This window comes from Halobiforma nitratireducens JCM 10879 (assembly GCF_000337895.1).
GTDB lineage: Archaea > Halobacteriota > Halobacteria > Halobacteriales > Natrialbaceae > Natronobacterium > Natronobacterium nitratireducens.
Window position 1 is genome coordinate 1 of the sequence record NZ_AOMA01000154.1, and the last position, 25,733, is coordinate 25,733.

General features: G+C 64.8%; 20 protein-coding genes, 6 tRNA genes and 1 pseudogene. 14 read left to right on the forward strand and 13 right to left on the reverse strand.

Annotation, left to right across the window (positions count from 1 at the left end; genetic code table 11):
- From C446_RS14695 to C446_RS14705, 3 genes and pseudogenes are all read left to right on the forward strand, one after another.
- Positions 1 to 196, forward strand: a 196-nt coding sequence (locus tag C446_RS14695; RefSeq protein ID WP_006673916.1) for a hypothetical protein, incomplete at its 5' end; no start/stop codon positions are given.
- A gap of 291 nt (positions 197 to 487) precedes the next feature.
- Entirely contained in the window at positions 488 to 1,339 is an 852-nt protein-coding gene (locus C446_RS14700) for a sulfite exporter TauE/SafE family protein (protein ID WP_006673917.1), read from the forward strand.
- 8 nt (positions 1,340 to 1,347) lie between these two features.
- Positions 1,348 to 3,948, forward strand: a pseudogene (locus C446_RS14705) (heavy metal translocating P-type ATPase).
- A gap of 70 nt (positions 3,949 to 4,018) precedes the next feature.
- Here the strand turns inward: C446_RS14705 and C446_RS14710 are convergent.
- Positions 4,019 to 4,258 carry a CDGSH iron-sulfur domain-containing protein gene (locus C446_RS14710; protein ID WP_049920262.1) on the reverse strand — a complete coding sequence of 80 codons (240 nt, stop codon included), beginning with the start codon at positions 4,256 to 4,258 and terminating at the stop codon, positions 4,019 to 4,021.
- A 195-nt stretch (positions 4,259 to 4,453) separates the two neighbouring features.
- Here C446_RS14710 and C446_RS14715 point away from each other — a divergent pair, with 195 nt between their 5' ends.
- Positions 4,454 to 4,747, forward strand: a complete 294-nt coding sequence (locus C446_RS14715; RefSeq protein WP_006673919.1) for a DUF7521 family protein — start codon at positions 4,454 to 4,456, stop codon at positions 4,745 to 4,747.
- A gap of 230 nt (positions 4,748 to 4,977) precedes the next feature.
- Here the strand turns inward: C446_RS14715 and C446_RS14720 are convergent.
- Positions 4,978 to 5,049 (reverse strand) — tRNA-Thr (locus C446_RS14720).
- 201 nt (positions 5,050 to 5,250) lie between these two features.
- Entirely contained in the window at positions 5,251 to 6,210 is a 960-nt protein-coding gene (locus C446_RS14725; RefSeq protein WP_006673920.1) for a DUF7114 family protein, read from the reverse strand.
- Between the two features lie 181 nt (positions 6,211 to 6,391).
- On the opposite strand from C446_RS14725, the gene C446_RS14730 reads away from it, so the two are divergent.
- Positions 6,392 to 7,069, forward strand: coding sequence for an enoyl-CoA hydratase/isomerase family protein (locus tag C446_RS14730; protein ID WP_049920263.1), 678 nt, complete (start codon positions 6,392 to 6,394; stop codon positions 7,067 to 7,069).
- Positions 7,070 to 7,223: 154 nt separating this feature from the next.
- Here the strand turns inward: C446_RS14730 and C446_RS14735 are convergent, their stop codons facing one another.
- Complete coding sequence (locus tag C446_RS14735; RefSeq protein ID WP_006673922.1) at positions 7,224 to 8,018, reverse strand: NAD+ synthase; 795 nt, start codon at positions 8,016 to 8,018, stop codon at positions 7,224 to 7,226.
- Positions 8,019 to 8,217: 199 nt separating this feature from the next.
- Here C446_RS14735 and C446_RS14740 point away from each other — a divergent pair.
- The 7 genes from C446_RS14740 (at position 8,218) to C446_RS14770 (ending at position 14,632) form a co-directional block, all read left to right on the forward strand.
- Positions 8,218 to 8,288: transfer RNA gene (locus C446_RS14740), tRNA-Gly, on the forward strand.
- A gap of 224 nt (positions 8,289 to 8,512) precedes the next feature.
- Positions 8,513 to 8,585, forward strand: a tRNA-Asp gene (locus C446_RS14745).
- A 17-nt stretch (positions 8,586 to 8,602) separates the two neighbouring features.
- Positions 8,603 to 8,675, forward strand: a tRNA-Asp gene (locus C446_RS14750).
- A gap of 648 nt (positions 8,676 to 9,323) precedes the next feature.
- Positions 9,324 to 11,771, forward strand: a complete 2,448-nt coding sequence (locus tag C446_RS14755; RefSeq protein ID WP_049920259.1) for a methyl-accepting chemotaxis protein — start codon at positions 9,324 to 9,326, stop codon at positions 11,769 to 11,771.
- Between the two features lie 170 nt (positions 11,772 to 11,941).
- A tRNA-Asp gene (locus C446_RS14760) sits at positions 11,942 to 12,014 on the forward strand.
- 12 nt (positions 12,015 to 12,026) lie between these two features.
- Positions 12,027 to 12,099, forward strand: a tRNA-Asp gene (locus C446_RS14765).
- 307 nt (positions 12,100 to 12,406) lie between these two features.
- Positions 12,407 to 14,632 (forward strand): bacterio-opsin activator domain-containing protein, encoded by a 2,226-nt coding sequence (locus C446_RS14770; RefSeq protein WP_006673924.1) that lies wholly within the window; start codon positions 12,407 to 12,409, stop codon positions 14,630 to 14,632.
- A 226-nt stretch (positions 14,633 to 14,858) separates the two neighbouring features.
- Here C446_RS14770 and C446_RS14775 read toward each other — a convergent pair whose 3' ends face one another.
- From C446_RS14775 to gap, 6 genes are all read right to left on the reverse strand, one after another.
- Entirely contained in the window at positions 14,859 to 15,608 is a 750-nt protein-coding gene (locus C446_RS14775; RefSeq protein ID WP_006673925.1) for a protein-L-isoaspartate O-methyltransferase family protein, read from the reverse strand.
- Positions 15,609 to 15,662: 54 nt separating this feature from the next.
- Positions 15,663 to 16,325 (reverse strand): protein-L-isoaspartate(D-aspartate) O-methyltransferase, encoded by a 663-nt coding sequence (locus C446_RS14780; RefSeq protein ID WP_006673926.1) that lies wholly within the window; start codon positions 16,323 to 16,325, stop codon positions 15,663 to 15,665.
- Positions 16,326 to 16,550: 225 nt separating this feature from the next.
- Complete coding sequence (locus C446_RS14785) at positions 16,551 to 17,219, reverse strand: HVO_0476 family zinc finger protein (RefSeq protein ID WP_006673927.1); 669 nt, start codon at positions 17,217 to 17,219, stop codon at positions 16,551 to 16,553.
- Positions 17,220 to 17,307: 88 nt separating this feature from the next.
- Positions 17,308 to 18,252: an aminopeptidase gene (locus tag C446_RS14790; protein WP_006673928.1), complete on the reverse strand. Its 945-nt coding sequence runs from the start codon at positions 18,250 to 18,252 to the stop codon at positions 17,308 to 17,310.
- Positions 18,253 to 18,332: 80 nt separating this feature from the next.
- The gene (locus tag C446_RS14795) at positions 18,333 to 19,565 is read right to left on the reverse strand and encodes a phosphoglycerate kinase (protein ID WP_006673929.1); all 1,233 of its coding nucleotides are present in this window, start codon (positions 19,563 to 19,565) and stop codon (positions 18,333 to 18,335) included.
- A gap of 82 nt (positions 19,566 to 19,647) precedes the next feature.
- The gene (gene gap, locus C446_RS14800; protein WP_006673930.1) at positions 19,648 to 20,718 is read right to left on the reverse strand and encodes a type I glyceraldehyde-3-phosphate dehydrogenase; all 1,071 of its coding nucleotides are present in this window, start codon (positions 20,716 to 20,718) and stop codon (positions 19,648 to 19,650) included.
- 258 nt (positions 20,719 to 20,976) lie between these two features.
- Here gap and C446_RS14805 point away from each other — a divergent pair, with 258 nt between their 5' ends.
- Positions 20,977 to 22,062, forward strand: coding sequence for a type II glyceraldehyde-3-phosphate dehydrogenase (locus C446_RS14805; protein WP_006673931.1), 1,086 nt, complete (start codon positions 20,977 to 20,979; stop codon positions 22,060 to 22,062).
- Positions 22,063 to 22,299: 237 nt separating this feature from the next.
- Positions 22,300 to 22,725 (forward strand): Hsp20/alpha crystallin family protein, encoded by a 426-nt coding sequence (locus C446_RS14810; protein ID WP_006673932.1) that lies wholly within the window; start codon positions 22,300 to 22,302, stop codon positions 22,723 to 22,725.
- Positions 22,726 to 22,922: 197 nt separating this feature from the next.
- On the opposite strand, the gene C446_RS14815 is transcribed toward C446_RS14810, so the two are convergent.
- The 3 genes from C446_RS14815 to C446_RS14825 form a co-directional block, all read right to left on the reverse strand.
- Positions 22,923 to 23,819, reverse strand: coding sequence for an ATP-grasp domain-containing protein (locus C446_RS14815; RefSeq protein ID WP_006673933.1), 897 nt, complete (start codon positions 23,817 to 23,819; stop codon positions 22,923 to 22,925).
- Positions 23,820 to 23,900: 81 nt separating this feature from the next.
- Positions 23,901 to 24,524 (reverse strand): hypothetical protein, encoded by a 624-nt coding sequence (locus C446_RS14820; protein ID WP_006673934.1) that lies wholly within the window; start codon positions 24,522 to 24,524, stop codon positions 23,901 to 23,903.
- Between the two features lie 303 nt (positions 24,525 to 24,827).
- Entirely contained in the window at positions 24,828 to 25,358 is a 531-nt protein-coding gene (locus tag C446_RS14825; protein ID WP_006673935.1) for a 50S ribosomal protein L16, read from the reverse strand.
- Positions 25,359 to 25,733 lie beyond the last annotated feature (375 nt).

Consider the following 25,733-nt stretch of genomic DNA (forward strand, 5'->3'; position numbering starts at 1 on the left):
CCTCTCTCCCCGACACGCAGCGGCCGCCGGACTGCTTGCGCTGATACCGACCGTCATCTACGGGTTCGGCCACCCGGGACTCGCCGGTTTCGTCGCTTCCCTCAACGTCGTGATTATTTTCGCGGCGCTGTACGTCGCGATGTCGCCGGTCGATGGCGATGATCATCACGCAGACGAGAACGGGACGGGTGCGTGAGTGGCTGTGACGTCGCCTGCACGTCGGTGAATCGTCCCGTGCGACCCAACCACGCGTACTGATCGGACAGGAAGCCGGCCGCGAACCGGAAACGACACTCGAGATCGAACCGGGCCTAGGGCCGGAGCCGAATGCAAACCCGGAGACGGAGACGGACCCGAACGTGAGGATACGGCGTTCGGACCCGAACGTGGGTCCGAGTTCCGACCGGACCACGAACTCGCGTTCCCGCCACCGGCATCGACCTGGCGGTCACGGACTGATTCGACTACCCGATCATTTCCATCGACGATGTACTCACCCGCTCTCGCATCGCTGCTCGCTATACTCGCCCACGCCGGTCACGATCACGACCACGGAACCACGGTCCCAGCAGGTGTCGAGTCCGTCGACCTGCTGGTCTTTCTCGTCGTCGGGTTACTTGCGGGGGCCCACTGTCTGGGCATGTGTGGACCGCTGGTGACCGCCTATGCCGATCGGTTCGGCGACGCGAGCGGCAAGCGTCGTGAGGACACCCTGACAGGATTCGAGGTCCGTCAGCATCTCCTGTTCAACCTCGGCCGAACGGCGAGCTACGCCGCTATCGGCGCGCTATTCGGCCTGCTCGGCGCGCTGGCGTTCACTTCGAGCGAGTGGGTCGCCGCGGCCGGGGACGCGGTGCGTGGCTCCGTCGGCATCCTCGTCGGTATCGCGATCATCGTCAGCGGACTGTACTACCTCCGCGGGACGACAGCAGTTCCGGGGCACAACGTCCCAGTGATCGGAACCCTGTTCGGTCGTCTCTCCGGGGCCCTGACGAACCGCATCGACCGCTACGCAACGGGTCCCGGGATCGTCGGACTGGGTGCGGTCCACGGGCTGCTCCCGTGTCCGATCATCTACCCGGCTTACCTCTACGCGTTCGCGCTCGGATCACCGGCGCGGGGCGGCCTCTCGCTTGCGGTCCTGGGGCTCGGGACGATTCCGACGCTGTTTGCCTACGGGACGGTCCTCAACACGATCGAACCGAAGACACGACTGCGACTCCACCGGGGACTCGGCGCGGCTTTCATCGTGCTCGGATACATCCCGCTCCAGCACGGGCTGATGCTATACGGGGTTCCGCTGCCGCACCCACCGCTTCCCTTCTACCAACCGCTGTGACCGATCCGATGGCTCACGACAGTTCCCCCTCCGACGGAAACGCCGCTTCCGGCACTGCTGGGACCAGCGACGACAACGGCACCAACGCCAATGACAACGACGACGCTTGCGACCTCTGTGAACTGCCGACGCCCGACCCACCGATCACCGGGAGCGGGATCGACGGGGCGTTCTGCTGTCGAGGCTGTCTCGAAGTCAGTCGTGCGCTCGGTGACGCCGACGTAGGAGCGGTCGGAACCGAAGATGGACCTGGGCCCGGCCCCGGACCCGACATCAGCACGCTCGAGTCGCGACTCACCGGCGAAGCCGCCGCCGGGACGGCAGCCAGCGACCCGGATCACGTCCTCGAGCAGGAGGACGCCGAGGACGCGTTCCTCTCGGTCGAGGGCATGCACTGTTCGACCTGCGAAGCGTTCCTCGAGACGACGGCCGAAAGCGCCGACGGCGTCCTGGCGGCGGAAGCCAGTTACGCTACGGAGACGGTTCGACTCGTGTACGATCCGGACCGCCTCGAGGCCGACGATCTACCCGACGTCGTTTCCGGCTACGGCTACAGGGCCCGAACCAGAGAGCGCGACGGCGGCGAGGAGGACCTCGCGACGGGCGAGGAAGCGCTCGTGAAGTTCCTCGTCGGCGGCGGGCTGTTCGGGATGATGGTGATGGTATGGTACGCCGTCTTCCTCTATCCCACCTACTTCGGCTACGAACCGGTCGCGGACTTCGGCGGGTACGACGGCTACTACGTCGCGGTGAACATCTGGCTGATGACCTCGTTCGTCCTCTTTTACACTGGGTACCCGATACTTCGCGGCGCGTACGTCAGCCTCCGGGCCGGAATGCCGAACATGGATCTCCTGGTTACCGTCGCGGCCGTGGGCGCGTACGCGTACAGTACGCTCGCGATGGCGCTTGGCCGGACGGACCTCTACTTCGACGTCAGCGTCGCCGTCGTGCTCGTCGTCACTGCTGGTACCTACTACGAGGAACGGATCAAGCGCCGCGCGACGAGCCTCCTCTCGGACCTGACCGAGCAGCAGGTCGACGAGGCCCGCCTCGAGAGCGGCGAGACCGTCNAGAGATGTGTATAAGAGACAGCGCTCGAGGAGATCGAGTCCGGCGACCGACTTCTCGTCCATCCCGGCGAACGGATTCCGCTGGACGGCGACCTCATCGAGGGGACGGCCGCCGTCGACGAATCGCTCGTCACCGGCGAATCGCTGCCGGTCGAGAAGGAAGCAGGCGATCCCGTCCGCGGCGGGACCGTCGTCACGGACGCTCCGATCGTCGTCGAGGTCGGCGAAGACGCCGAGAGCACCCTCGACCGGCTCGTCTCCCTGCTGTGGTCCATCCAGAGTTCCCGCCCCGGCGTCCAGCGACTCGCTGACAAGCTCGCGACGATCTTCGTCCCGCTCGTGCTCTTCCTGGCAACGGCCGCGACCGGTATCTTGCTGGCGACAGGCTCGAGCCTCTCGACGGCCCTGTTGGTCGGGTTGACGGTCGTGATCGTCTCCTGTCCCTGTGCGCTTGGGCTGGCGACGCCGCTTGCGGTCGCCTCCGGCGTCCAGGCGGCGGCAAAGCGTGGCATCGTCGTCGCCGCCGAGACGATCTTCGAGGACGGCCCGGAGATCGATGTCGTCGTCCTCGACAAGACGGGAACGCTCACGACGGGGACGATGAGCGTCACCGAGGTCGTCGTCGACGACGGGCGTACCACGACCGGGGAGCCGGGTCGGCTCGAGGGTGACGACCTCCTCAGCCGTGCTGGGGCCGTCGAAGCACTCTCCGAACACCCCATTGCGGCCGCGATCACCGATGCCGCGTTCGGCGACGCCGAGCCTCGGAGGGAGGAGGCCACAGCGGACGGCGGCGTCGGAGTAACCGCCAGCGTCGGCGAGTTCGAACGCGACCGACGTGGCGTCAGCGGCGTCGTCGACGGTGATCGCGTCGTCGTCGGTCACCCCGACTACCTCCGCGAGTCCGGCCTGACCGTTTCCGACACCCTCGCGTCGCGGATCGACTGCGCTCGAGCGGAGGGCGATGTCCCGGTCACGGTCGGCTGGGACGGCCGGGCACGTGGCGTGATCGTCGTCGGTGACTCTCCTCGCGAAGAGTGGAAACGGGCCGTCGATACACTCGCGACCGGCCGCGAGGTCGTCGTCCTCACGGGCGACGAGGGTGCAGCGGCCGAACGCTTCCGCGCCGTCGACGGCGTGAGCGAGGTTTTCGCTGGCGTTCCACCCGAAGGGAAGGCCGAGACGGTTCGGCGGCTCCGCTCCCGTGGCACCGTGGCGATGGTCGGCGACGGGAGCAACGACGCCCCCGCGCTGGCGGCCGCCGACGTGGGGATCGCAATGGGCAGCGGGACGAAACTCGCAACCGACGCCGCCGACGCCGTGATACTCGGGGACGACCTCGAGTCGGTCGCGGAGACGTTCGACCTCGCGTCGTCGACCCACAGCCGTATCCGGCAGAACCTCGGCTGGGCGTTCTTCTACAACGCGGTGGCGATCCCGCTTGCGATCACGGGCATGTTGAACCCACTGTTCGCGGCGCTGGCGATGGCAGCGAGTAGCCTACTGGTCGTTCTCAACTCGGCGCGGTCGATCTGATGGATCGATCTCCGATACGTGGACGTGGTGGTCGATTGGCAGCTCGGGGAACAGCGGTCGGAGCGGCCGGTCACTCCCCGTCCGCCTCTTCGGCTGTCACCACTCGATCGACGACAGCTCGCTCGCCGTCCCGGTAAACGTAGGTCTCAGCCTCGGCTTCGTCTTCCGTCCGTCGGTGGCTGCCGTCACAGAACGGAAACGAGTCCGAGAGCCCACACTGACAGATCGCCACGTCGCCCTTTTCGTCGTCGACGTCCGACGGATCGAGCTTTCGTGGACCGGTCCCATCGAGTTCGACGAGTCGCGTCATCGGTTCGCTCTCCGAGCGCCACGCAGAAAACGGTTCGCTCGACCTCGAGTCCCCCAATCGTCGAACCCATCCGACCGTGAAGACGGTCAACTCGATCTCGACTCGCGAGGAGACGACGGCGAGTCCGCCACCTCCGAACCGAGCGCGGGAAGACAAACTACTTGTTCGTCGTCGGTAATCTCACACCAACGAGATATGAGTCCGTACGCCGCGGAAGCGACGATCGCCATCGCGCTTACCGTCGTCAAGACGCTCAGCCTGCTGGTCGGCGGCCTGATTACGTTCTTCGCGTTCAAGGCGTACCGGCGCACGCGGCAACGAGCGCTCGGGTTGCTCGCAGTCGGCTTCGGGCTCGTCACGCTCGGGCTCGTGCTCGCGGGCATGCTCTACGAACTACTCGAGGTCGGGCTGATGACCGGCATCCTCCTCGAGAGCCTCCTGATGCTGGCCGGCTTCCTCGTGATCGCGTACTCGCTGTACGTCACGTAAACCGACTTTTTCCCGTAGCCGTCCACGACGAGACGAACGCGACCCGGTTTCGGCGCTCGAGGGTGACCGTCGACTCGAATCGCTCTGCGAAAACTGGCAGACAGCGCCGGTGTTGAGGGTCAGAGAAACCACGGTCCGAGTAAGTGGAAGGTAGCTCCTCGAGACGCTAAACCGAAGGGAAAGAACGGTCTCGAAGCGTAACTGGAACCACAAACGGAGAAATCGACGAAAGCCTAGGCCGGGATTTGAACCCGGGCTCTCGTCCTTACCAAGGACGCGCTTTACCTCTAAGCTACCCAGGCGCGTGGTTCATCGTTGTCTCGAGTCGTCTTTATGGGTTTCGATTCGGACCGGTGTGTGGGCCAGTCTGGCGTAGTTCGGTTCTCGGCCGGTCGCGGGGGCGACCGATCGGGGTGGTCGGTCGTCTCGGAGTGACTACTGCACTCGTCTCCGGCAAAACGGCGAACTGTTCGGCATCGTGCCGGCGGGTCGGCACGGCGAACTCAGGGATCGGTTGCGGAGGTCGCGCGGTCGGTCGTAGGGTCCTCGAGGTCGAAGGTACGCTCGGAGATCGCCGCTCCAGAGTCGTCGAACCACGCCTCGGCAGGCGGAAACGACGTGCCAACCTCGTCCGCGATCTCGTCGGCGACCGAGAGCAAGCCCGCGGTCGGCGGTTCGTCGGCTGCTGTGGCACCGGTTCGGACTGCAAGCTCGAGGACGTCTCGCTCGAGGTTGGCGTCGAGATCGGCGGCGCGGTCGGAGACCGAGTCGTCGTCGACGAGTTCCTCCCGGCGCGTCTGGTCGCGTCCGAAAGCCTGGACCGTTCTGACCGCCGTGCTGGCGGCTTCCGTTCTGGCAAGCAGGTAGAACCCCCGGGCGACGAGGATGTCGGCGGCCAGAATCTCGAGGTCGGCCTGCGTATCGGTTTCGACGGTGCCGGCGACCGAGCTATCGGGGTCGGCGGCCGTCCCGGGATGGCAGTTGGCCCTTCCATCCGCGACACTGTCGCCGTTCGCCGACTCGTTCGGAATCGCCGAGTCCGACCACGGTTCCTCGTGAGCGAGCGTCCGTGTGAGCCGCAACCCCTCGTAAATGAGTTGGACGCCCGCTGCGTGCGTGAGAACACCGTCGACATCGTCGAGAGTCCCGGTTTCGGTACCCGTCGTGGTGATGGTGTCGTCGGGCGATTGGTTGGCAGTTCCTGTTCCAGTTTCGGTGCCAGTACCGGTACCGGTACCGGTACCGTTCTTTTTTCGCTCCCTGTCCCCGTTTCTCCCGGCGGCACCCGCGTTCGCCGCCGCGTTCGTCTCTGCGGTAACCGCGGCGGCGCTCTCGAGAGCGAGCACACCCGGGACCATCGACGCCCCGTCGAGGACGGACTCCACCAGGTCGTGCAACCGCGGCGGTTCGACGTCCGCGACGGCCTCGAAAGCGGCACGCCGACAGTTGTCGGCCGTTTCCATTGGGGGACCCTTACGAGGGAGTAGGCAAAGACCTTTGGAAACGCCGAATCCACAGACTGGCGTGATAGACGTTACCGTCGAGACCGTCGACGGCGGTTCGGACACGACCGGCCGCGTCGACGACAACGATGCCGCCGAGCCCGTACCATCCGGCCGAACACGAACGGAGACACAACCGAAGGTGCGGACGATCACCTTCGACCGCCCGGAAGCGCGCAACGCCCTCACCGTCGAGGGGCTCGAGGCGCTCGAGACTGCGGTCGACGACGCAGACGAGCCGGTCGTCTACCTGCAGGGAAACGGCCCCGCGTTCTGTGCCGGTGCCGACCTCGAGGCGGTGGCCGACTTAGACGGTGATCCCGAACGGGCCGACGCGTTCGCCCGCCTTGGTCAGCGCGTTGCCCGGACGATCGCCGACTCGCCTGCAGTCGTCGTAGCCGGGATCGACGGGCCGGCACGTGGTGGGGGACTCGAGGTGGCACTGGCTTGTGACGTCCGCGTCGGGACGCCGGACTCGACCTACGGCGAACCCGGTGTCCGTTTTGGGCTGTTCGGCGCGTGGGGCGGGACTGTCCGGCTCCCGCGGATCGTCGGCGAGGGACACGCCCTCGAGTTGGGGCTCACGGGCCGGACGGTCGACGCCGAGGAGGCGCTGCGCATGGGGCTGATCTCGCGGATCGACGCCGAGCCGCGATCGGTCGCGGCGGCGATCGCGACGAACGCCGACGATGCGTTGGGGACGCTGAAGCGTCGGCTTCGAGACGACGACGAACGCGCGACCCAGGAGCGACGCGAAGCAGCGGCGTTCGGCGAACTGGTCGCGGCCCACGCCGACGACGTGGAGAACGTCCTCGAGTGAGACGATCGCAGAGGTCGACCCTGGCTCGAGGACGAACGCCGGACCGCAAGGAGAGGGTGTAAGGAACGACGGGGACTGACCGTAGACGAAAACGGGACGCTGGCAACGATCGTGTTATCCGAAACCGGACCTCTCGTCTGGCGATAGGCGACTGCTATTTCAGCGACTCCGGTGCCGGCGGCACCGTCCGTTTGTGCTCGCTGCGTTCGTACATCCCGCGGACCTTCTCGACGGTCTCCACCTCGAGGTCGAGTTCCCGGGCCGTCGCGGCGACCGACAGCGGGCCGTCGACGTGAGTCGCGAGGATCGCATCGAGCGTATCGTAGTCGAGCCCCATCTCTTCCTCGTCGGTCTGGTCGGCCCACAGCTCCGCTGTCGGGGTCTTTTCGACCAGTTCCTCGGGGACGCCGACGTGGTGTGCGAGCTGTCTGACCTGGGCCTTGTAGAGGTTGCCGATCGGGTGACAGTCGACCGCGCCGTCGCCGTACTTCGTGAAGTAACCGACGGCGGCTTCGCTTCGGTTTCCGGTTCCCAGAACGAGCCGGTTCTCGTGGTTCGCGACGAGATAGTTGAGGACTGCACGGACGCGTGCACGAGCGTTCCCGACGGCGACGTGATCGCCCGCGGCCTCGGGGTAGGCCGACAGCAGCGAGTCGATAATCGGCTCGATTTCGATGACCTCGTGGCTGATCTCGAGTTCGCGGGCGACCCGTTCGGCGTCGCTCATGTTCTCGTCGCCACTGACGCGAGCCGGAAGGACGAGCCCACGGACGTTCTCGGAACCGAGCGCCTCGACGGCGAGGGAAGCAGTGAGCGTACTGTCGATGCCACCGGAGAGTCCGAGGACGGCTCCATCGACGCCGGCTGCATCGGCTCGGTCATCGATGAACGACGTAATGTGATCACGACGACGATTCAGCTCCGATTCGGAAAACCGCAGGTCGATCATTACCCTGTTTTACGTTCCCCAGTGACAAATACCCTCCCCTCGAGCGCGAAGGTTGTACGAACGATCGGTTTCACGACCCCGAAGAGAGCGCTACGTTCAAGTGATGCCGGCCGCTAGTTCGGCACGCACTCGAGTTCAGTGTGCCGGCAACAGACCCAACGGGTTTGCAAACGACGGCACGCGACGGAAGAACTCCACCGCGCCGGTGGTCTAGTGGTAGGACATGAGCTTCCCAAGCTCATAGCCCGGGTTCAATTCCCGGCCGGCGCATAACGGGAGAGTCGACGAACGGGGTCTCCGTTCTCGCCGCGTGTTCTCGGGAACGACGAACGTCCAGCGGAAGGTCCGTCCTGTCTCCGACCGATCTCGGGAACCGGATTGACAAACAGTCACCGATCTATCAGGTAACGATTATATCGTGTCCCGATCCCCCGTACCACACGCCGTTCAATTGAAAAGCCTTAATACTATCAGCCGGATACGTAGGGATGCGTGCCCGGGTGGTGTAGTGGCCCATCATACAACCCTGTCACGGTTGTGACGCGGGTTCAAATCCCGCCTCGGGCGTCTTCTTCCGCNTGCGTGCCCGGGTGGTGTAGTGGCCCATCATACAACCCTGTCACGGTTGTGACGCGGGTTCAAATCCCGCCTCGGGCGTCTTCTTCCGCTGCAATCTCGTGAGTAACGGCACTGTAGTCATCGGACCCGACGGCGAGAGTGATACGAAACCCAGTCCGGTCCGTCTCCAGTGATCTGGCTATCGTAACAACTGCAACGACTTGCACAGTGATCGCCGACCCGCCCGGCGAACAGGTGGACGATGACTTGCAGTGACTACTGTCGTCCTCTCGACGCTACGTCCGTAGGGGAGGTTGTTTCGTCGGGCTCTGACTGCTCCCACGACTGCAGTCGTGGGGTGTGCTGGCTACGGACCAGCGTCCGTCACAGACGGGGACCACCACGTGGACGTTGGCCGGTCGGCTGCCGGCGTTCCGAAGTCAGTGTGGCTCCCGGGTGGACACGCTGGGCTTGCCCCGACCTCGGCAGGCCACCTTACGGGCGGCCTGCCACTCGAGCGTACGCGCTTCATCCCAGCGGTAGCTCGTGGACGTTCGCGCTGTTCTCGCTGTGCGGTCATGGCTGGTGTTTCCGAGTGGCCAGTGAGAGTCCGTTGCCGGTAGACCGGACAGAAGTGGTAGCCCCTATGCGTTACGAGCTAACAATGTTCACTGCCGGCGAACGTCGCTTCGTCCGGGAAGCTCGAAGGGCCAATAGAGTTAATGTGATAATCTCACACAAGCCTGTATGAGGCGTGAAGAGGACGACGAACCGAGGGATTCGTCAATTCAGGCGGTTTACAACAGAGTTCGTAGTCGCTACTTTTTCAAGATCGCCGTGGCGATTCTGGTGCTCACCGTCGCGTTGATCGGGGCCGGATACGTGACCCTCGCCCAGGTAGAAGCGAGCGTCCAGGACGACGCGGAAGAGACGCTGGTCAACGCCGCGGACCGAGAGGTGCAAGGACTCGACCAGTTCGTTCAGGACCGCCACAACGACGCTACGCGGCTGTCGAGCGACGCGGAGATTCGGCGCGACGATCGCACCCAAATCAGGACAGTCCTCGAGGAAAACCTCGAGGGGCTTCCCGGGGACGTGACCGCGGTCCACTACTACAATATGGAGACCAGTACCGTCGAGGTCAGTACACGAGATGCGCTCGACGGTGAATCGGTCGATCGGTCGTCGTATCCGTGGGCGGCCGACGCCGACGAGTTCGGGAACGCGCTGTCGGCTACCTCGTTCGAGCCGTACGCGATCGAAGACGGCCCACGGATGGCGTTCGGGAGTCCAGTGACCGGGCAGGCGAGCCACGCTATCGTCATTACCGTCGACCTCGCCGAGCGGAGCGAGTTACTGACCTCGCCCGTCGACGGCGGCGTCATCGAGATCGTCTCCCCCAACGGACAGGTCGTGCTCGCCGAGGAACCGGAAGACATCCTCACGGAGTTCCAGCTGTTCGACGAACTCGATGACCTCCAGGAGGGTGGTAACGTCTCCGAAGCGCAGGTTAGCCAGGCCGATGGGAGTCACGACCGAGTCGAGGACGACCGAACCGTCGTCGCGACGCTCCCGCTCGAGGAAGCGGAGTGGACCGTCGCCGTCATCGCACCGCAGGACGCCGTGTTCGATACGGTCGGGGACGTGACCCAAAGCATCCTCGTGTTGATCGGCCTCTCGGTGATCGGGTTCGTCGTCGTCGGCGCGGTCATTTCACGAGACATCAACAACTCCCTCGAGCAGATGACGGGGTACGCGGAAGGGATCGAGGGCGGCGACCTCGAGGTGGAGATCGACGATAGCAGGGCCGACGAGTTCGGGCAACTCGCCTCGCTGTTCCGACGGATTCGAGACACGATGCGCGAACAGCTCTCGGAAGTCGAACGACAGGCCGAGGAGGCAACGCGAGAGCGCGAGCGCGCCCAGGAGGCCAAAGACGAGGCCGAACGCGCCCAGGCAGAGGCCCAGGAGGCCAAAGCCGAGGCCGAAGCCCTCAGCCGCCACCTCGAGGAGAAAGCCGAGGAGTACCGGGCGAACATCGAGGCCGCGGCCAACGGCGACCTTACCCGTCGGGTCGACACTGACAGTCGAAGCGAGGCGATGACCGAGATCGGCGAGGCGGTAAACGAGATGCTCGAGGGGGTCGAACAACTCGTCGTCCGCATCCAGCGGGTCGCCGCGGAGGTCGACGAGCAAAGCGACGAGGTGACCGTTTCGACCGAAGAGATCGAGGCCTCGAGTGCGGAGGTTGCAGAGAGCGTCGAGGAAATTTCCGTCGGGGCGGACCAGCAGCGCGAGCAGTTGGCCACTGCCGCAAGCGAGATGAGCGACCTCTCGGCGACGGTCGAGGAGATCGCGTCATCCTCGGATACGGTCGCAGACCAGATCGCACAGGCCGCCGACCTGGGTCAGGACGGCCAGGCCGCGGCGAGTGAGGTCATCGAGACGATAGACGACATCGAAGCGAAAGCAGACGACACCGTCACGGAGATGGAAGCACTGCGTGAGGAGGTCGAACGGATCGGCGAGGTCGTCGAGTTGATCGACGACATCGCTGCGGAGACGAACCTGCTCGCGCTCAACGCGTCGATCGAAGCCGCCGGGGCCGGTGACGAAGGCGACGGGTTCGCTGTGGTCGCCAACGAGGTCAAATCGCTCGCCGAGGAGACCAGCGAGGCGACCCAGGAGGTCGAAGAACTGGTGGCGACCGTCGAGGAGTCTACCGAATCCGTGGCCGACGACGTCTTCGAGATGCGGTCCGGTGTCGAAGAGGGACGGACGACCATCGATCGCACCGTCGAGACCCTCGAAGGAATCGTCGACGCGGTCGAGGACGCAAACGCTGGCGTCCAGTCGATCAACGAGGCGACCGACGACCAGGCCGAATCCACACAGGAAGTCGCGTCGATGGTCGACGACGTCACGTCGGTGAGCGAACGGACGGCCGACGAGGCACAGAACGTCTCGGCGGCGGCAGAAGAGCAAACGAGCGCGATACAACAGATCGGCAACAACGCCGAATCACTGTCCGGACGTGCCGACGAACTCCAGACCCTCGTCGACCAGTTCGAGACCGACGATAGCGGTGATGCGAACGACGGACAGCCCGCCGACTCCGAGACGGACGACAACGACGACGTGGCTCGAGACGGCATCGACGACGAGGAAACCGATCTGGTCGCGGTCGACGAGTGACGTGTCGCTTCGGGGCCGCCGTCTTCCTCGGTGTCGGTAGCCAGCCGGTGATCGATCGATATCCAGCCGGGATATCGCCCAGAGTTCGATTTCGGGGCTGCGTCACCGCGGACCAAGGGCAGTCGAGAACAAAACCCTTAATACTGTAACCGGGAAAGGAAGGGATGCGTGCCCGGGTGGTGTAGTGGCCCATCATACAACCCTGTCACGGTTGTGACGCGGGTTCAAATCCCGCCTCGGGCGTCTTCTNTGCGTGCCCGGGTGGTGTAGTGGCCCATCATACAACCCTGTCACGGTTGTGACGCGGGTTCAAATCCCGCCTCGGGCGTCTTCTTCCGCGAACTACGTTCCTAGCTTCGGATAGCGACACACGTCTCTGGGATGGTGCCGTCTCCGGGTCGTCCTCTCGAATTCGGTCTCGAAAGCACGTCGTAGGCCGACGGCAACAGGCCCCGTAGCAGGCCCGAAAGCAGGGTGGAGCCGGCGAAACGGCAGCGGGCGCTGAGAAAAATATATTTCCTCCGACACACAGAGCACGTAGTAGTGATTCGAAACGAACCGACCGAACGCGACCCGTGGCCGACGGCGACAGGGGCCGGCATCGTCCGCGACCTCGAGGGGCGATTCTCGAATCGATGACCGCCGACGTCACCGTTCTCGTCGTCGACAACGAACCCGGGTTCGCGGAACTCGTCTGTGAAATGCTCGAGCGCGAACGCGGGGCGATCGACGCCGAACCGGCGACGAGCCCGGACGATGCCCTCGAGCGACTCGAGTCTACCGGCGAGCCGACGGTCGACTGCATCGTCAGCGACTACGAGATGCCGCGGCTGACTGGGCTCGAATTGCTCGAGCGCGTCCGCGAGGATCGGCCTGCTCTTCCTTTCATCCTCTTTACCGGCAGGGGGTCGGAGGCAGTCGCAAGCGAAGCGATCGACGCCGGCGTGACCCAGTACCTGCGGAAAGAAACCGGCGACGAACAGTATGCGGTGCTGGCAAAGGAGGTCGTCAACGCCGTCGAACAACACCGGACCGAAGCCGAACTCCGGGCAAACGAGCACCGCTACCAGCGGACGGTGACGACCCTCCACGAGACGACGCGGGAGTTGATGCGCGCCGAGAACAAGGCGGAGATCTACCGGACCGCCGTCGAGACCGCTCGAGAAATTCTCGAGTTGCCGGCCGTCGCGGCGTACGCGTTCGATCCGACGGACAGTGCCCTGGAGTTGGTCGCGGCGGCGGCCGGGCGTCGGTCCAGGATCGAGCCGACGACAGCAGCCGATCCCACGGGAACGACGGGCCCGGAGTCGACAGCGGGCCTCGGGCCGAGCTCCCGAACTGGTACCGATCTCGCCGAACGCTTCGAACGCGGCGACGGGGCTATCTGGGACGTCTTTTCCGAAGGCGACAGTCGGACCATCGAGGGACGGGAGCCGACCGACGCCGTCACCGTCGGTTCGGTCGAGAACCGGAGTGAGCCACTCGATGCGAAACGAACCGAGGTGATCGTCCCGCTTGGCACCCACGGGGTCCTGGTCGCGGGAACGGAAAGCGAGTCGGGCGTCGACGAGACGATGACGGAGCTGCTGTACGTGCTCTCGGCGAACGCGGAGGCCGCACTCGACCGGGCGGAACGCGAGGAACTACTTCGTGAACGCGATCGGACGCTCACCCGGCAAAACGAGGAACTAACACGGCTCAACCACACGAACGGGATCGTCCGCGAAATCAACCACGGGATCGCGCGAGCCTCGACCCGCGGGGAGATCGAGTCGACCGTCTGCGAACGGCTCGCCGATACCGACCGCTACCGCTTCGCCTGGATCGCGACGACCGACGACCCGCCCGAACCCAGCGAATGGAACGGCGTCGACGCGACCTACGTCGACCGCCTCCGCGACGACGGCGAGTGTGCGCCCGAACGCGAACTGATCCGCGAAGCACTCGAACACGAGCAGGTTGCCGTCGTCGGGAACGTCCTCGAGGCCGACGGGTGGGATCGTCGGCGCAAGGAGGCGCTCACCCACGGTTTCCAGACGGTTCTGGCCGTCCCGATCGGTGGCAAAGAACGCCAGTACGGCTCCCTGGTCGTCCACGTCGGCGGCGTCGACTCGATCACCGAGCGGGAGCGGGCCGTGCTGGCCGAGCTGGGCGAGACGATCGGGCACGCGATTCGGTCGGTCGAGCGAACGCGGGCGATGCTCGCCGACGGCCGACTCGAGCTCGAACTCGAATGTCGGGACGACCGGCTGTTGTTCAACCGGCTCCAGTCACGGATCGACGGTCGCGTGACTCTCGAAGGGCTTATCGACCGCGACGGGGACGAGATAGTGAGTTTCGTCAGCGTGCCTGCCGACGCCGACCCGGGGCCCGTGGCCGACGGGTCTGCCCTCGTTCGGTCGACCGCGACGGTCTCGGCTGGCGACGACGAGCGGCTGCTCGAGGTGACCTCCGAACCGACCCCGTTTCTCGAGATCATCGGCAGCTACGACGTTCGCGTGGGCACGATCACGGGTGACGGGAAAGCGGCGACGATCGTTCTCGAGGTGCCACAGGGTGTCGACGCCCGGGAACTGATCGAGGCGATTCGGGCGGAGTACCCGGAAACTGAACTTCGCGCACGACGAGAAACCAGTGCCACCCCGTCGGCGCGACAACTCGATACCCACCTCGAGGAACGACTCACGGCCAAACAGCTCGAGGCTCTGCAGGCGGCCTACTACGGCGGGTTCTTCGAGTGGCCCCGGGAGAGCACGGGCGAAGCTCTCGCGGCAGCACTTGGCATCTCTGCGCCGACGTATCACTATCACCTGCGAGCCGCGGAACGGAAGCTGACGTCGCTGGCGTTCGATGGGCTCTAAATGATTAGTACCGCCTCAAAAGGACCACTAAACAGTTATAGATCATACTTAATCGCCAGTACGACATAGGATCGGATGGCGATTCGCGGTACTGTCGCCACCTAATCCCCCAATCCCCAATCCCCACTTTCGTTTTGTGGCGTTACGTTCGACAGTTCCGACTCCGTACCTCACACTCCGACTCGAGACGGTAACGAACGAACCCCACGAGCGACGGTCGTGGCCGTCAGTTCGATTCGACGCGCTCGTCCCACTCGATCCAGCGTTGCTCCCAGCCGGTACGAGACTCGGCACGACGGCGCGCCCGCTCTCTGTCCTCTCGTGTCGTCCGATTTCGTTCGACCGCGCCCGACTGCTCGCCGTCGACGAGCAGCGGATCGAACGAGACGACGTCGAACTCCCGCCGGTCACCACCAGGCGAGACGGCGACGAGTCGCTGTCGTTGCGATCCCCGCGGGAAGACCAGCCGTCCGGCCGGAGCGAGTTGCTCGCACAGCGCCCGCGGGGCATCGACGGCCGCGGCCTCGAGCAGGATGCGATCGAACGGTGCGTACTCCGGCAGCCCGTCCGCACCGTCGCGACAGTCGACGAGAACGCCGTCGTACCCGGCGCTGGCGAGGTTGTTCCGGGCTTCGGCGACCAACGGACGGGCGATGTCGACGGCGTGGACAGCCGTCTCGTCGGCGAGTTCGGCGGCCACGGCGGCCGTGTAGCCGACGCCAGCGCCGACGATCAGTACGCTGTCGCCGTCTTCGACGGAAAGTACCTCGAAGAGCCGGGCAACCGTGCTGGGAGCGAGCACGCGCGTCCCGAGCGCTTCGTGTTCGCGGTCGGCGTAGGCCGCCCGCTCGTCGTCGACGAACTCGTGGCGAGGCACGTCGCGCATGGCGACGGCCACGTTCTCGTCTGCGAGGACGCCTTTGGTCGGCGACTCGAGGCCGTCGACCATGTCCTCTCGCAGTACCGCGGGGTCCATATCTAGTCGGGCTACCGGTCCGGGCGTAATCAATGGCGCGCTTGCTCGGGTAGGTTACCCGCGCATCCGAACGAAGCGGACCCCACCGTGTTCCTGTCGATCGAGGCACCCATCATCGCGTTTGATCGCCTCCACGAGCGTCTGGAAACCCGTGCCGACCGGGGCGAGCAGTCGGCCGCCGGGACGAATCTGCGCGAGGACGGGGTCGGGTAGCTCCGCCGTCGCGCAGGTGAGGTAGGCCGCGTCGTAGGGCGCGTGTTCGGGCCAGCCGTTCCGTCCGTCCCCGGTTCTCACCGAAACCTCACCGTAGCCCGTCTCCGACAGTCGCTTTCGGGCCCCCTCAGCCAGCTCTTCGCCGTATTCGACGCTGTAGACGTGTGCTGGCCCGACGAGTTCCGCGGTGACCGCCGCGTGGTAGCCACAGCCCGTCCCGACCTCGAGGACGTCGTCGCCGGGTTCGAGGTCGAGTTCGTCGGCCATGATCGCGACCATGTGCGGGGCGCTGATAGTCTGGCCGTCCCCGATCGGCAACGGTCGATCCTCGTACGCGCTGTCGCGTCGGTCGGGCGGGACGAACTCGTGGCGAGGGACAGCCGCGAGCGCCTCGAGAACGCGGTCGTCGTCGACCCGGGAAGCGACTGCCCGGACCATTCGCTCACGGGCAGTTTCGTAGTCGTCGGCGTCGCCAGGGTCGTCGGACCCGAAGCGATCGAACATGGGCGACAGTACGCGCTCGCGAGCAATAGGTAGTAGGGCGAAATTGCTGGGTGAAACTCGAGCAGGGAGCTGACGACTACAGGACACTCCCGTCGCGCACTGATCGCCGATCCGCCTGGCGATCAGGTGCACACTGACGTGCAGTGGTGACTATACGAACCACCGCGATTCGCGATCAGTGGGACCGAAAGAGAGAGAGAAGCGGCAAAGACGGAGACTCGAGGCTTACCAGGCCGACCAGGCGCTCGTCTGTTCGTCGTAGGCGTACACGCGCTTGGCGTCTTTCGCGAGCACCGTATCACCCTCGATCTCGTAGCGATCCCGATCGTAGCCGGCGGCATCGCCACGAACGACGAAGGCGTCGATCTCGAACTCGTCGTCGCCGAACTCCTCTACTTCGCCGACCTCGAACTCGTAGTCACCAGGCACGCGAACCGTGATCGACCGGCTATCGTTGCGCGAGCCGTCCTGTGGGTGGATCGTCACGTTGACCGCGACGTTGTCGACCTCGCGCGTCCAGACGGTCTCGATCTCGTCGGCTGGTGCCTCCTCGACTCGTTTGTGGCCCTCGAGTTCGACGCTCGTCACGCGAACCGTCGAGAGGACCGCCTCGGTCTCGAGGAGGAACTCGTCGCCGACCTCGATGGTTTCGTCTTCGGGCGTCGTGACGTTGGCCGTGAACGACTCGCCGTCCTGGGAGACGACGACGTCGAGGGTTACTTCCGGCGTTCGTTCGGGCTGTACCTTGTGAACGTGATCGCACTCGCTGCAGCGGACGGTGACCGTGCCTCCACCCTCCGTCGCGGTCAGGACCTCGTGAACGGTCTCGAGGTCGGGCGAACAGGAGGGACAGGGCGTCGGCACCCGATCCGGCAGCTCAGATGAATCGCTCATAACACCTCGTAGCGGCCACGCACCTAAAAGGCGATTGGACCTGATCCGTGCCGGACCGGTCCGATTCGAGGCGCTCGCGTCGGCGTCGCTACGCTTCGGGAAGTTCGATCTCCTCACCGTCGGCGTACACCGTCGGGTCCCGGACGATGCCGTCGAGGTGGATCGGGGCTTCCGTCTCGCCGCCGATACTGGCGTTGTCGCCGATGGCGATGTGAATCGTCCCCGCCGCCTTCTCGTCGAGCAGGACCGATCCGACGAGTTCCGTGACACCGACGTTCGTCCCGATGCCGAGTTCGGCGAGGTTGTACGCCGCGTCGCCGACCTCGTCGGCCGCTTCGTCGACCTGTGCACGAATCTCGTCGTCCGAGATTTCCGTGACGAGGCCGTCCTCGACCACGAACTCGAGTTCACGGCCCTCGAGCAGTCCGTGGGGCCGCATCGTTCCGTCGACGACGTAGGTGCCGTCGGCCGATTCGGGGCTGACGAACACCTCGCCCGCGGGGAGGTTCGAGAACGACCCCGGATCGCTCACGTCGCCGGTGTCGTCGTGCCACTCCCGATCGCCGACCGCGAACGTGATGTCGGTCCCCAGGTCGGTCGTCACGCGGACCTCGTCGGCGTCGGCGACGCGCTCGAGGGTGCGTTCGCATTCGTCGGCGATGCGATCGTAGTCGGCGTCGAGTCCGGTGACGAACACCTCCTCGGTGATTCCAGGCAGCGTCGAACCCCGGGCTCCCTCGTCGGTCGCGTCGGATCGAGCGCGGGTGTGGCTCAGGCTCTTCGTCGTCGGCGCGAGGAAGGCGTCTGCTCCTTCCATGGCGGCCGCGACCGGTGCCGGGGGTTCGGCTCCGTGTTGCTCGCCCGGCGGGTAGCGGACGATCGTCGCGTCGTCGGTTACCTCGCGGACGACCTCGTAGAGGGCCACACCGATTGGTTCCCGTTCGTCGTCCGTGACGACCACGCAGGACTCCTCGCCCTCGAGTTCGAGGCACTGCTGGACGGCAGTTTCGGCAGCAGTTCGAAGTTCGGACATAGTACTACGTCCGCCCGTCGCGCCGATAGGTTTTGCCTTCTTCGGTCCGGAAGGGTCGTGAACGGCTGGTTCCGGCCCGACTACGCGGAGTCGGCAGCCGCCTCGAGGGTCTCGACTCCGACGAGTCGCTCACCCGTGAGCGCGCGGACGTACGCGCCGCCGGCGACCGAGACGTGCGAGAAGTCGTCCTCCTCGAGGTCGTACATGGGTATCGCTCGCGAGGTGTCGCCGCCGCCGACCACGGAGAAACAGTCCGTCTCGGCGATCGCCGAGAGCACCTCGACGGTGCCGTCGGCGAACCGCTCGTCCTCGAAGACGCCGAGCGCACCCTTGACGAAGACGGCCTCGGATTCGGCGACGAGGTCGGCGTACTCCTCGGCAGTGTCGGTCCCGACGTCGAGATACGACGTGCCCTTCTCGATGTCCGAGACCGTCCGTTCGGCGCGCTCATCGCTCTCGGCCTCGTAGGCGAGGTCGCTCGCGAGGTTGAGCCGATCGCCGTACTCCTCGAGGACGCGTTCGATGGTGTCGGCGTGGTTCTCCCACTGGTGGTCGAAGAACTCGGTTCCCTCGACGTCGTAGCCGACGTCGTGGCCCTCGGCGCGCAAGAAGAGTTCGCCGACGATCCCGCCCAGACAGAAGCGATCGACGGTATCGTCGACCTCCTCGATGACCGGGATGAGGTCCTCGGCCTTCGTCCCGCCGAGCACCATCGTCACGGGCCCGTCGAACTCCCGCTGTTGGATCGCCGAATTCGCGGTGTACTCCGTCTCCATCACGCGGCCCGCGTAGGCGTCCATCACTCGCGGGAAGCCCACGAGCGAGGCGTGTGAGCGGTGGGCCGCCGAGTAGGCGTCGTTGACGTAGGCGTCGAACTCGGGGGCGAGCGTCCGGACGAACTCGGTGTCGGCTTTCTCGTCCGGGTCCTCTTCGGGGAGTTCCTCGTCACACATCCGGGCGTTCTCGAGGAGGAGGACGTCGCCGGACTCGAGTCCGCCGATCGCCTCGAGGGCGTCGTCGCCGAAGGTGTCGTCGACGAACGCGACCTCTCGTCCGAGGTGGTCGGCGAGGATGTCGGCGTGTTCCTCCAGGGAGACGAACGTGTCACGACCCGGCCGACCCTGGTGGGCGAGCAGGGCGACGGCGTGGTCGTCCGCGAGCAGTTCCGCGACGGTGTCGGCGTGGCGGGCGAACCGCCGGTTGTCCTGAACGGCCCCGTCCTCGACGGGAGCGTTGACGTCGATACGGACGAGCAGTTGTTGTCCCGGTTCGAGATCGTCGATCGTCTGGAATGTCGGTGTCGTCGTGCTCATGGCTGGCTCCGTGCTCGTGGTTCGTAGATGGACCGAAGCGGTCAAATAAGGGTGGGAAAGAGTCGCGGCGAGCGGCCGTGGGTTACCGTGGGACCGCTTCTTTGGTATCCGCGTCGATGTCTTCGGACTCGGCGATCACGTAGGTCGCGAGATCGAGCATTCGCTCCGAGAAGCCGTACTCGTTGTCGTACCAGGCGAGTACCTTCACGAGGCCGTCCTCGAGGACCATCGACCCCTCGAGATCGACGTACGAGGAGAACGGGAGCCCGACGATGTCGCGGGAAACGATCTCCTCGTCGGTGTAACCGAGGACGCCGGCGAGCTCGCCGTCCGCAGCCTCGCGGATCGCCGCCTCGAGGTCGGCTTTCGTAACGTCGGCCTCGAGGTCGACGGTGAGATCGGTGATCGATCCGTTCGGGACCGGTACACGCATCGCCATGCCGTCGAGTTTCCCTTCGAGTTCGGGGAGCACTTCAGTGGTGGCGACTGCAGCACCGGTCGTGGTCGGAACGATGTTATCGGCAGCGGCGCGACCGCGGCGGCGCTTGCTGCTCGGTCCGTCGATGAGTTCCTGCGAGCCGGTGTAGGCGTGGACGGTCGTGAGCAGCCCCGACTCGATACCGAACTCCTCTTCGAGGACCTTCACGACCGGTGCGATCGAGTTGGTCGTACAGGAGGCGTTCGAGACGACGTCTGCACCGTCGTACTCCTCGTGGTTGACGCCGTAGACGAACATGGGTACCTCCGTCTCGCCTTTCGGCGGGGCCGAGATGACGACCTTCTCGGCTCCGGCCTCGAGGTGCTGGGCGGCCTCGTCGTGGGTCCGGAAGAGACCGGTCGCCTCGAACGCGACGTCGACGTCGAGTTCGTCCCAAGGCAGTTCCGTGGGGTCGCGCTCGGAGAGGAGGTCGATCTCCTGGTCGCCGACCGAAAGCGTGTCGCCGTCCCGGGAGACGTCCTCGAGTCGTCCGTGGACGGAATCGTACTGCAGCAGATACTCCATGTCGTCGTCGTCCATCACGTCGTTGATAGCGACGATCTCGACGTCGTCGTACGACAGTGACGCACGCAGGACGTTTCGGCCGATTCGCCCGAATCCGTTGAGCCCGATGCGGACTGTTCCCTCGACCCCATTGTACGAAAGTTCACTCATATTCGAGTAGTAGGAACCCCAGCGTTAAATTTGTTCCCCAGTTTAGAACCGTTATATATCTACCGATCACAGTCGAGGAGACGTGACGTGTCGGCAACTGCAAGCGAGTACCATTTGACAAATATATACGTTAGAGTTCATTTGCACGTAGGAACACACTACCGTCCGGCATTTGTATCCTAGTTACTCAATTTCGAGTTAACATCTATCAATTTACTGCAAAAAGGTTATGAGCGTCGACGGTGGAGATAGACCCGTATGATACGGGTCGGAATCAACGGGTACGGAACCATCGGCAAACGCGTCGCGGATGCGATCCGGGAACAGCCCGACATGGAGGTCCACGGCGTCGGGAAACGCAGCCCCGACTACGTCGCAGTTGGGGCCGACGAAGAGGGGTATCCCGTCTACGCCGTCGACGAGGACCGTGCCGACGGGTTCCGCGAGATCGGCATCGATCTCGCCGGCAGCGTCGACGACCTCGTCGCCGAAAGCGATATTATCGTCGACGCGACGCCATCGGGGATCGGTGCCGAGAACCGCCCGCTGTACGAACGCCACGGTACCCCCGCGCTCTTCCAGGGTGGCGAGGATGCAACCGTCGCCGAAGTGAGCTTCAACGCCCGCGCGAACTACGACGAAGCCGAAGACGCGGAGTACGCACGGGTCGTTTCCTGTAACACGACCGGTCTCTCCCGTTTCCTCGCCCCGCTTCACGAGAACTACGGCGTCGAGAAAGCTCGAGTGACGCTGGTTCGCCGCGGCGGCGACCCCGATCAGACCGGCCGCGGTCCGATCAACGACACGGTTCCGGATCCGGTATCGATTCCGTCCCACCACGGCCCGGACGTCCAGACCGTCTTCCCCGAACTCGACATCGACACGATCGGTCTGAAAGTTCCGACGACGATGATGCACGTCCACTCGGTCAACGTCACCCTCGAGGAACGCCCCGACGACGTCGGGGAAGTGACGGACCTGTACCGAGCCGAAGACCGCATCCTCACGATCCCCGACTACGCGGGTATCGACGGAGCCGGGACTCTCAAAGACCTCGCACAGGACGCCGGTCGTCCACGCGGCGACATCTGGGAGAACTGCCTCTGGGAAGAGTCACTGACCCTCCAGGGGAAGGACCTGTACTGCATGCAGGCGATCCACCAGGAGGCCGACGTCGTTCCCGAAAACGTCGATGCGATCCGAGCACTCGAGGGCGAACTGTCCGGCCCGGAGAGTCGAGCGCTCACGAACGAGACGCTTGGAATCGACCTCGGCTATCTCCACGATCGGACCGACCTCACGGCCGTGCGACGCACGCCGGACGAGTCGCCGGCGGACGACTGAGACGGTTCGCTGTAGTCAGTTACCCCGATCGCCGACCTCGTTCTGGCGATCGGCGGTAACTAGTTACAGCAGGTCGACTATCGCAGGACCGATCGACCCGCCATCGAAAGACGGGACCGATCAGCCGCTGGGCGTTCTCGAACAGTACTGGCTGACCCGATCAGCCGTCGTTTCCGTTCCCTGTCAGACCCGTCGATCCGGGGAAAGTTTTTGCACCTCCCATGCTTACGAACATCCATGCGTCGAGACGACCGTGACGAACCTTTCGACGATCTCTTTCGCGAGATCGAGCGAATGATGAACGAGATGATGAGTGGTGCCGATACCAACGTCGATTTCGATTCGGCCGGCGGTCCCGGTCCCGGCACCGGCACTGGTAGCAACAACGGGTTCGGAAGCGATACCCACGTCGACATCCACGACACCGACGACGAGATCCGCGTCGTCGCCGACCTCCCGGGAGTCGAGAAGAACAACATCGAACTCGAGTGTGATGGCAAGACCCTGACGATCTCGGCCAGCAGCGAGCACCGCGAGTACGACGAACGGGTCTCGCTCCCGCGTCGGGTCAACGAACACACTGCCTCCGCCACCTACAACAACGGCGTCCTCGAGGTCGTCTTCGAGCCGGCCGAGAAATCCTCGGGTATCAGTCTCGAGTAGGAACGTCGCGGTCGCAACGGGTTCTCGACTGCCACTACGTGCGTCGGTCCGGTTCCGTTCTGTCCTGGATCGGGAGTTCGGCATCGGTCGGAGCCGGGCTCGTGGTGGATTCTCGAGGCGTTAGAAACGGACTGCCATCGAGTGATGACCGAACGAGTTACTGCCATCGCGACCGGCCGAGCGATCGCCGAACCGAGTCACGAGAGGGCGTCTCGGTCGCTCCGGGGCCCGTCCGCAACGGCTCGTATCGCCTCGGCGAGCCGATCGTAAAACCCGTCCTCGTACTTCGTGGCCTCGTCGATCGTCGGACGGGCGTTGGTCTCGTTGACGACGAGGCGGTCGTCCGTCTCGAGGAGATCGACGCCGACGAACGGAATCTCGAGTACGTCGGCGACCGACTCGGCCAACTCCCGGTACCTCGAGGGGAGCTCGACTCCGGTCGCCTCCGCGCCACGGTGGACGTTGTGTTTCCACTGGCCGTCCGCGACCGCGTCGTCGGGAAGCCGTCGTTCGACCGCGCCGACGTACTCGCCCTCGAGCACCATCACGCGGTAGTCGGTCGCATCGGGGAGATACTCCTGGACGAGAAACGAGCGATCCCCGGTCGCCCGATAGTCGTGAACGAGCGAGAGGTAGTCACAGAGCCCCAGAAAGGAATCGAGGTCGTGAGCCTTCGCGACGCCGACCCCTCGTGTCGTCGAGTTCGGCTTCACGACGACCGGCGGTTCGAACCGCTCGAAGACCTCGACGAGTGTGGCCTCGCTCACGTCGTTCGAAACGTACGTCGAGTCGGGGACTGGAAGATCGGCCCGCTCGAGACGAGCGAGCACTTCGGCCTTGTTTCGCGACGTAAGCACCGTCTCGTGGTCGTTGAGCCACGGAATCTCGAGGAGTGCGTCGGCGACGCCACCTTCCATCAACCGGCCGGGGTAGACGAAGCCGCCGTCGTACTCGTCGGGCTCCCACGGGGGGTCGGTCAGTGAAACCACGCGCTCGCTGGCGGGCACGTGATGGACACGGACGCCGCGTTCCTCGAGTGGGTCGCGCATTCGCTGGAACGTCTCCTGATCGTTCGCGACCGCGAGATCGATCATACTCGGAACTGGGAAGTAGGAGGGAAAAAAGCTGGCTCGTAACCCGACACGAAGAGACGAGCAAGACCACAGCGATCGAAGCTACTCGTCGACCGGCTCCGCCCGTACGTCGTACGACTCCCGCATGAACGGCCCGTCGAAGGAGATCGTCTCGGTCCCGTCCGCGTCGATCTCGACTGTCCGACGTTCGTCCGCCCGCTGACCACCCGGTCCGGTGAGCACGACCTCCACTTTCCCAGCTTCGCCGTCGTTTCGAACGTCCGCCTCGACGCTCCCGATCTGAGCCTCGAGGAAGTAGGCATCGTATTCCTGTGGCGAAACGTCGTCGAAAACGATTTCCCGCCGTTCGCCCGCCGCGAAACGAGCGACGGTCCCGCGAGCGGGAGCACCGGCCACGAGGGCGGACTCGTCGGTACCGTCGGCCTCGAGGAGATACAGCGAGATCACAGCGTCGCCGGCATCGCCGGCGTTTTCGAACGTTCCGGCGAACTCGAGGGCCGAATCGGCGTCTTCGTCGATCGGTTCGATGAGTGGCATGCCGTTCCGGTCGACGTGCTCGACTGCGGGGATACGGACGTCTTCGACGACGGGGTCCGGTGGGTCGTCCTCGTCCAGGTCTTCAGGCTCGGACGACCGCGAGACACAGCCAGAGATCGCCATCGGAAAGAGACCGCCAGCGGTGACGAGGGCTCGGCGTCGCTCCATACACCGATCGGCTCGACGAGTTGCCGTTATTCTGTTGATCGCCGTCGACCGACGGATGCCAGCGTGACGCTCCCGACGGACCACTCGAGCAGCTGCGAGAGCCACAAAGCAGCGGGAGACGAGCCCCGATGCTCTCGAGCCACGGTGGACTGAACCCTACGGAGTAGGAAACGGCGGCGGATACGGAGACCCTCGGAAGCGGAGAAGACGTAACCGCAAGCCCGAAAGACGCTTCGTGACGCGTGGCTAATCGACGAACCGATACGCAAGCGGTGGCAGAAAGCACACCGCAGCAAAACGACGTTACGCGATCAGTTTCTCTTCGCCTTTCTCGACCACGATCCGGCACGGCGGCGTGATCTTGTTGTAGGCGCGACGGAACGCTTCCTTGGCGTGTTCGGCGTCGTCGACGTCACACCAGACCGTGAAGATTCGTTCGCCGGCGTCGATGCGTGCGGCGGTGCCGACGATCTTCCCGAACGCCTGGCGCATCCCGTCGGAAACACGGTCTGCCCCTGCGCCGGTCGCCTGCTTGTTCTCCCGGATGACGTGGTGGGGGAACTTGCGCAGGATCATCTTGTAGTTGTTCTCGCCGGCGTTTTTCAGCATGTGGCGGTTGGCCGACAGGCGCGACGCCTCGAGGCTCCCGTGTCGGATCTGGACTTCTTCCTCGGTGACGAGGCTGATCTGAATCGGGTAGTCTTCGGCGTCGGCACCGATGTCGCCCATCTTGTGCTGTGCGATCTTCGAGCCCGGGATCCCAGTAATGTACTCGCGGCGCGTGTAGGCCGGCTTACTGATCTCCCGGTACATTGAGGCGGGTTTCTCGGACATCGTAGTTACTTACGAAAACGGAGTGCTACCGTGCGGATAAAGGCTTCGAAGCGAACTCCACCCGTCGGGACTCGAGCGACGGTGATGACGCGACTCGACGTTCCCGAAGAAAAGACGGGCCAGACGAGGTCGAGAGCCGATTCCGTCGAATACCGACGGGTGGTCGGCGGCCGGGAGTACGGCGACCACGACGGCTGATTGACATCCTCCTCCGCGTTCACGGGGAGGAATCCCGAGCGGATGGAAAGCAACGATTTCCGAGCACCGCGGAAGCTTCGGTTCCGCTCAGCGGTGGGAATGTCAGGTTTGCAACCACGGACGCCGCCACTTCACGGGAACTCGTTTAACTCAGTCGTCGTGGTCGGTGGCTGTCTG

Excerpts from the sequence above, each read along its gene's own strand:
- C446_RS14700 (WP_006673917.1), top strand. The coding sequence starts at position 488 with ATGTACTCACCCGCTCTCGCATCGCTGCTCGCTATACTCGCCCACGCC.
- C446_RS14710 (WP_049920262.1), bottom strand. The coding sequence starts at position 4,258 with ATGACGCGACTCGTCGAACTCGATGGGACCGGTCCACGAAAGCTCGAT.
- C446_RS14715 (WP_006673919.1), top strand. The coding sequence starts at position 4,454 with ATGAGTCCGTACGCCGCGGAAGCGACGATCGCCATCGCGCTTACCGTC.
- C446_RS14725 (WP_006673920.1), bottom strand. The coding sequence starts at position 6,210 with ATGGAAACGGCCGACAACTGTCGGCGTGCCGCTTTCGAGGCCGTCGCG.
- C446_RS14735 (WP_006673922.1), bottom strand. The coding sequence starts at position 8,018 with ATGATCGACCTGCGGTTTTCCGAATCGGAGCTGAATCGTCGTCGTGAT.
- C446_RS14755 (WP_049920259.1), top strand. The coding sequence starts at position 9,324 with ATGAGGCGTGAAGAGGACGACGAACCGAGGGATTCGTCAATTCAGGCG.
- C446_RS14770 (WP_006673924.1), top strand. The coding sequence starts at position 12,407 with ATGACCGCCGACGTCACCGTTCTCGTCGTCGACAACGAACCCGGGTTC.
- C446_RS14775 (WP_006673925.1), bottom strand. The coding sequence starts at position 15,608 with ATGGACCCCGCGGTACTGCGAGAGGACATGGTCGACGGCCTCGAGTCG.
- C446_RS14780 (WP_006673926.1), bottom strand. The coding sequence starts at position 16,325 with ATGTTCGATCGCTTCGGGTCCGACGACCCTGGCGACGCCGACGACTAC.
- C446_RS14785 (WP_006673927.1), bottom strand. The coding sequence starts at position 17,219 with ATGAGCGATTCATCTGAGCTGCCGGATCGGGTGCCGACGCCCTGTCCC.
- C446_RS14790 (WP_006673928.1), bottom strand. The coding sequence starts at position 18,252 with ATGTCCGAACTTCGAACTGCTGCCGAAACTGCCGTCCAGCAGTGCCTC.
- C446_RS14795 (WP_006673929.1), bottom strand. The coding sequence starts at position 19,565 with ATGAGCACGACGACACCGACATTCCAGACGATCGACGATCTCGAACCG.
- gap (WP_006673930.1), bottom strand. The coding sequence starts at position 20,718 with ATGAGTGAACTTTCGTACAATGGGGTCGAGGGAACAGTCCGCATCGGG.
- C446_RS14805 (WP_006673931.1), top strand. The coding sequence starts at position 20,977 with ATGATACGGGTCGGAATCAACGGGTACGGAACCATCGGCAAACGCGTC.
- C446_RS14810 (WP_006673932.1), top strand. The coding sequence starts at position 22,300 with ATGCGTCGAGACGACCGTGACGAACCTTTCGACGATCTCTTTCGCGAG.
- C446_RS14815 (WP_006673933.1), bottom strand. The coding sequence starts at position 23,819 with ATGATCGATCTCGCGGTCGCGAACGATCAGGAGACGTTCCAGCGAATG.
- C446_RS14820 (WP_006673934.1), bottom strand. The coding sequence starts at position 24,524 with ATGGAGCGACGCCGAGCCCTCGTCACCGCTGGCGGTCTCTTTCCGATG.
- C446_RS14825 (WP_006673935.1), bottom strand. The coding sequence starts at position 25,358 with ATGTCCGAGAAACCCGCCTCAATGTACCGGGAGATCAGTAAGCCGGCC.